7 protein-coding genes are annotated in these 6097 nt (G+C 43.5%); 3 read left to right on the top strand and 4 right to left on the bottom strand.

Features of this window, described 5'->3' with window-relative positions; all coding sequences use genetic code 11:
- Positions 1-102: 102 nt before the first annotated feature.
- A complete protein-coding gene (locus JWH17_RS22565; RefSeq protein WP_205224964.1) occupies positions 103-1818 on the top strand; it encodes a recombinase family protein in 1716 nt (571 codons plus the stop codon).
- On the opposite strand, the gene JWH17_RS22560 is transcribed toward JWH17_RS22565, so the two are convergent.
- Together JWH17_RS22560 and JWH17_RS22555 are read right to left on the bottom strand one after the other, a co-directional pair.
- Positions 1799-2008 carry a magnesium chelatase domain-containing protein gene (locus JWH17_RS22560; RefSeq protein WP_232371265.1) on the bottom strand — a complete coding sequence of 70 codons (210 nt, stop codon included), beginning with the start codon at positions 2006-2008 and terminating at the stop codon, positions 1799-1801. The genes JWH17_RS22565 and JWH17_RS22560 overlap by 20 nt on opposite strands.
- A 1-nt stretch (position 2009) precedes the next feature.
- Entirely contained in the window at positions 2010-2738 is a 729-nt protein-coding gene (locus JWH17_RS22555) for a tRNA1(Val) (adenine(37)-N6)-methyltransferase (protein ID WP_205224963.1), read from the bottom strand.
- Between the two features lie 150 nt (positions 2739-2888).
- Between JWH17_RS22555 and queD the strand changes: the two genes are divergently transcribed.
- Both queD and tviB read left to right on the top strand, forming a co-directional pair.
- On the top strand, positions 2889-3257 hold the full coding sequence (gene queD, locus JWH17_RS22550) for a 6-carboxytetrahydropterin synthase QueD (RefSeq protein ID WP_205224962.1): 369 nt from the start codon (positions 2889-2891) through the stop codon (positions 3255-3257).
- A 125-nt stretch (positions 3258-3382) separates the two neighbouring features.
- A complete protein-coding gene (gene tviB, locus JWH17_RS22545) occupies positions 3383-4660 on the top strand; it encodes a Vi polysaccharide biosynthesis UDP-N-acetylglucosamine C-6 dehydrogenase TviB (protein ID WP_205224961.1) in 1278 nt (425 codons plus the stop codon).
- Positions 4661-4850: 190 nt separating this feature from the next.
- Here tviB and JWH17_RS22540 read toward each other — a convergent pair whose 3' ends face one another.
- Both JWH17_RS22540 and JWH17_RS22535 read right to left on the bottom strand, forming a co-directional pair.
- Positions 4851-5267 carry a DUF255 domain-containing protein gene (locus tag JWH17_RS22540; protein WP_232371264.1) on the bottom strand — a complete coding sequence of 139 codons (417 nt, stop codon included), beginning with the start codon at positions 5265-5267 and terminating at the stop codon, positions 4851-4853.
- A 92-nt stretch (positions 5268-5359) separates the two neighbouring features.
- Positions 5360-5893 (bottom strand): GAF domain-containing protein, encoded by a 534-nt coding sequence (locus JWH17_RS22535; RefSeq protein WP_205224960.1) that lies wholly within the window; start codon positions 5891-5893, stop codon positions 5360-5362.
- Between the last annotated feature and the right edge of the window lie 204 nt (positions 5894-6097).

Below are 6097 nucleotides of genomic sequence, written 5' to 3'. Positions count from 1 at the left end.
TGAAAAAATAACAGCGTCGCTTCGCTCCGACCACCTGGCCAGTTTCACTGGAATAGGTGGCCGGAATCACGTGGACTGACTGGCCGGTTTCGACTGGAATGGGTGGCCGGATTCAGTGGAATACGCATTAAGGACCAGGAAAATAAAATTAAAGATGAAACTACCAGCAGAAAATGGGACAAGCCCATTATGTATATTGATGATGGTATTTCAGGAAAATCAACTAACCGCCCTGCTCTTCAACAGCTAGTCAAAGACTTTAAAACGGAAGGATTCCATGCCATTATTTTCACAAAACTAGATAGATTGGCCCGTAACTTAAGAGATACACTTAATTTTTATCACGAAGCAGAGAAGTTTGGCGTAAAAATGATTTGCCTTGATAGTCCGATTATTAGTACGGACGGACCGATGGGGAGCGTAATGCTTCAAATAATGGGTGCATTTGCACAATTTGAAAGGGATTTGATCCGCTCCAGAACGACTGCTGGCAGAATGCATAAATGGAAAAAGGGAGAAGCCCTCATGGGTCATCCACCTTTTGGCTACTATCTTGACAAAACAACTTTCACAATAAAAATAAACAAGCAAAAGTCTGAAATTATTCACAAAATCTACAATTTGTACCTTAATAACAGATTATCCATACTGGACGTTGCAGGAAAATTGACAGATGACGGTGTACCTACGCCTTCAGCACTGTTAGGAAGAAAAGATGCATCTTCACATTGGAATGTAAATACAGTCCGAGAGATTTTGAGAAACGAAGCTTATACCGGAATTTTAATACATTACAATCAGTATAAATTTAAATCGAACGACAAAAATAGGGTTCTAAAAACAAAGGAAAAAAAAGACAAAAAAGATTGGGTACCAGTTCAATTTCCCAAAATCATTGAAAAAGAACAATTCGATTTAGTTCAAGCAAAAATTCAACACAACAAAGTCATTCCCAAGAAAAAGCACAGTGGCCTTGAGAACAAGTTTATGGCAGAAAACGTTCTGAAATGTCGTCACTGTGGTGCAAAGTTATATAAACAAACAACTGGGGCCAGGAACTTTATCTATTATGCTTGCCCTTGGCGAAGAGCAAGCGCCAAGCAACTAAAAGCAAGAAACAAAGAAAAATGCCATCTACCATTTCTAAATTCAGACAAAGTGGATTTTGCCGTTTTTAATCAAGTAGTCAATTTAATCATAAAGCCAAAGGAGTATGTTGAGGAATGGGTAAAAAGTAAACCAACCGAAGAATTAAAAACAAAAATTCTGTCACTCACAAATAAGAAAACGTCGTTGCAAGAAAAACTATCCAGAGCTGTAAAAATTGAGATAAATGCCCACAATCCAGAATTGTTGACATTATATAGCCAAGAAAGAGAAAAGATAGAAAAGGAATATAATTCTGTTTCCCGCACACTTAATACTGCACAAAATGAGCTTTCCTTCCACAACCATAAATTGAAAAAGTTAGAGGAATTTCAAAATATATTTAACCATCCCAAGCGAGAGCATACAATGCGTATGAAAATCGCCCTTAAAACTGCCTTACACAAATTACCTTTTGAAGATAAGAAGAAATTAGTTGAAGCAGTTATAAGCCCTGAAACTGGCGGACAAGTTTATATAAGGGAGTTAGATGAATACGACATTGGCGTTTCGAAAAAGGACGGGAGCAATAAATCTAGCAAGCCCGTCCACGGGAACAAAGTAGGTGAAAGGGAAATTATGGTTGAGCTTGACTTCACCCTGCAACCACATAGAATCATAGATATTATCAGCTCACACAACGATATAGTTTTTAAGTTAGATAAACGGTAATTTTCCGCTGTGGAAACTCATATCCCCCGTTTTTGATGGCCGCCTTGACCCTGTCTTTTGCCTCCCGCACAGCGCCCTCGGCAAGACCAACCGTAGAAAAAGCGGGCAACCCTTGGGCCAGATCGACCTCCACTTCCACCATCAATCCGTTGACACCGGCAACAGCACCGCTTTTTACTTTGGCTAGCATATCACTCCCTGTACATGGCCTCCATTGCCGGCGAATACCCGCCGTTTTTTTGGCTATAAATATAAAAAGGCGGAAGCACCTCGCACTGTTCGCCACCATTTTTAACAGCCTCTACCAGTACCAGTCGTGCATTTTGCAAACCAGGATAGGAGTATACAGGTTGTATTCTTTTCACGGTAAGACGTTTAGTATACATTGCAGAAATAAGCATTCCTGTGTGTGCTGCGGGATAAACAAAAACAACTTTTTTCCGGTTTTTTACGGCAAAGGCTGCGGCGCGGACAAAGCTCTGTAAATCACCGATAATTTCATGACGGGCAATAGCCACCTCCTCAATCAAATTATGCCGTCCGCCTGCAATCTTCCCGTATGGGGGGTTGCACACTACCAGATCAAACGACTCTGGCCGGCTATACTGCTCTATGTTGCCGACGTTACCGTTGATAGCAGTGAAACGGTCGGTATACCCGTTGCTTCGAACGTTTTCAACCACTAGTTCAATCATGCAAGGCTGCAAATCGACTGCTGAGATGTTTACGCAAGGGTGCCTATAGGCAAGTATCAGGCCTACCACACCACACCCGCAGCAAAGATCAAGGACACGAACATCACTTTTTTGCAACCGGCAAAAGTGGGCAAGCAGCACGGCATCGACTGAAAATCGATATCCCTGCTCATACTGGTTGCAATGTAACTGCCCTTGAAATAAAGTATCAAAGGTTTTTTTCATCTACTCGCTATCAATATAAATTTCTGGATTCCTATCAGTAATTGATGAAATTTATTCATTATAACTGTTCACCAGTGCTCAAGATGAGCGGATGTCGCGGGGTACTGCGGAACAACTCTTATTTATATTAAAAAGGAAGCATACCATTAAATGGATATTTTTATTAAGACCCATTTTTCCGGAGGACACCATCTACGTGACTATCCAGGAACCTGCGAAAAGCCACACGGTCATAACTGGAAAGTCAAAGTTACCGTGCGCGCCGCAAAACTAGACCATCTTGGCATGGGCATTGATTTCAAAACCCTCAAGGTCCATGTCAATGAAGTCATAGACACTCTTGACCATTGCGACCTTAACGAGCACCCTGCATTTGCAGTTAACAACCCTTCCTCAGAGCACATTGCCACCTATATTTTTAACCAGCTGAGGGAAACTTTGCACACAGAGAGATATAGCCTTTATGCTGTTGAGATTAGTGAAACCGACTCCAGCGGTGTTATTTACTACGGTGACTAATCAGTTCGCAACCACTTCCGTCTCAACAATACTATTCTCACAGCATGGTATTTTCCAAACCACACTTGATGGACTCGTAAAAATTCCATCACACTTAACATTTCGAATTCTACCAGGAAGCCCCGATGCCTGAAATACAATCCTCACAAATAGCTGTTATTGGTCTTGGTTATGTAGGCCTGCCGTTGGCTGTTGAATTCAGCAAAAAAATGCCAACTATCGGTTTTGACCTAAAACAGGAACGAATAGCAGAACTCAAAGATGGAAAAGACTCTACCAGGGAGGTAAGCTCTGCAGAGCTCAAACAGGCAGGCGCACTCCGGTTCACCTCTTCAGTTGACGACCTCCAAGACTGTAATGTGTTTATCATTGCCGTGCCGACCCCCATTGACAGCAACAAGCGGCCAGACCTTTCACCGCTAGAGGGGGCATCACGCACAGTAGCAAAGGTATTAAAAAAAGGCGATGTGGTTATCTACGAGTCAACGGTTTTCCCGGGTGCGACAGAAGAAGTCTGCATACCTCTGCTCGAGCAGCAGGCAGGTTTAATATACAACAAAGACTTTTTTGCAGGATACAGTCCGGAACGTATCAACCCGGGTGACCATGAGCATCGGTTACCGACTATCATGAAGGTCACTTCCGGCTCCACGCCGGAAATTGCCACATTTGTAGACGAGCTGTATGGTGCCATCATCACTGCCGGTACCTTTAAAGCAAGTTCCATAAAGGTTGCAGAAGCGGCAAAGGTTATCGAAAATACCCAGCGGGATGTCAACATCGCTCTGATCAACGAACTGGCGCTCATCTTCAATAAATTGGGAATCGATACCCTTGAAGTACTCAAAGCAGCGGGCACCAAGTGGAACTTCCTTCCTTTCCGTCCAGGTTTGGTTGGTGGACACTGCATTGGGGTAGACCCTTATTATCTCACCCACAAAGCTCAAGAGGTTGGCTATCATCCGGAAATGATCCTGGCTGGTCGACGCCTTAACGATGACATGGGTCGGTACATAGCATCGGAAGTAATTAAACTCATGCTAAAAAAACGGATTCATGTGGCTAATTCCAAAATCTTAATATTAGGGCTTACCTTTAAAGAAAACTGCCCTGATCTGCGCAACACACGGGTAATTGATATTATCGAAGAACTGGAGAGTTACGGTGCCGATGTGGATGTCTACGATCCATGGGCCGATAACCAAGAGGCACGGGACAGGTATAAGGTCTCCATGCTTGAACAATTACCTGATGCCCACTATGACGGGGTTGTCCTTGCAGTTGCCCACCAAGAGTTTAAGGAATTTTCTGCAACAAACCTGAAAAATATTTGCCGTGAGCAGTGTGTCATCTATGACGTTAAACATGCTCTTCCCCAGGAAGTGGTTGACGGAACCCTTTAAAAAAAAATTAAAACAATTCCATCTGTGTCCACCCTTGGCTGAAGAAACGCGTTTTCCTTTCTTCGGCCGGGAGACGCATTCTCAGCATGGTGCAAGCACTTCGCACAAAGCGATCGGTCTTTCGTGCAATCTCCTGTTTATTTTCTTGCAACTCTATGCAGCGCATAATAAATGAAACCTTGCCTTACCCTCAATAAACCCCAAACGTCCAGGCATGGAGTCTGGAGGAATATAAGGTGGCGCAATAAAACGGTCGGCCATCAGGCAACAAAAAAACAGACAGAGGCCAGCCGCCACTACCATTCATTGTCACAGTGGCCGCCATATACAGCTGGTCCACATCTGGCCGTTCTTCCCGGTCCACTTTTACACTGACAAACCACCTGTTAAGCAAAGCAGCAATTTCCGAATCAGCAAAAGACTCGCCGGCGGTCACATGACACCAGTGGCAGGTTGAGTATCCTATACTCACAAACAGGGGCCGATCTTTTGCGACGGCAACACGAAGAGCTTCTTCTCCCCATGGAAAACAATCCACTGGGTTGGCAGCATGTTGCAAAAGATAGGGGCTCTTTTCCCGAGCTAACCGATTTTGTTTTCCTGCCAAGCATTACCTCCCTCTCTTCGTCAATCTTAAATACTCACGTGAGAAGGACAAGAGCCTGCTCCACGAACTCCTTCTTCAACTCTAGCAACGCCTTATCCTGGTTGACAAGGATATTTATACCACTCTTGATCGCCATATAGCTTTTCAGCGCACTCCTCACAAAGACCGTGACTGAATTTTGTATCGGTATGTTTCGACAAATAGGCTTCAATTTGGTTCCAATAGCCCTCATCATCACGAATTTTCTTACATGCAGCACATATAGGTAACAGGCCACTGAGCGTCTTAACTTTTGAAAAGGCTTGCTTAATTTCCTGGTTTTTTTGGAGCAGTTCCTTGTTTGACAGGGTCAACCTGTCCTGTGCCAGCTTCCTTTCTTCCTCCAATACAACAGCTTTTGAAAAGGCAGCCAGTATATCTTTTTCTATCTGCGAGTAGTTCCTTTTTTTGAGATCAACAACACACAAAGACCCAACGACCTTATTCTCTAAGATGACCGGAAAACCTATATACGATTTAATGCCATACGTTTTTACGTTGGAATCAAGTTCTTCCCACTTTGTTCCTTCCAAATTTTCGAAAACAATAGGGGATACATTTGTTGCTGATCGCTTCCTGATGGTCATATCATAACAGATATGTCCGGAAGGATTGTCTTCTCTTTTAAAATCTGATGGTCCATTGTATATCGACCAAGTTTTAACCCGACTTTCGCAATTCGCGACCATGTGGACGTGTAACTTGCTGTTTTTCCATAATCGACAATTTTAGGTCGGCACTACACGGCTTTTTTACAGGCCGCTTTGTCTGCTGCAATCCGTGGCGGAGGT

It is taken from the genome of Desulfogranum marinum (genome assembly GCF_016918565.1).
GTDB classification, from domain to species: Bacteria; Desulfobacterota; Desulfobulbia; order Desulfobulbales; family Desulfobulbaceae; genus Desulfogranum; species Desulfogranum marinum.
The sequence above is the reverse complement of the archived record's forward strand: the minus strand, read 5'-3'. Positions and strand labels throughout refer to the sequence as shown.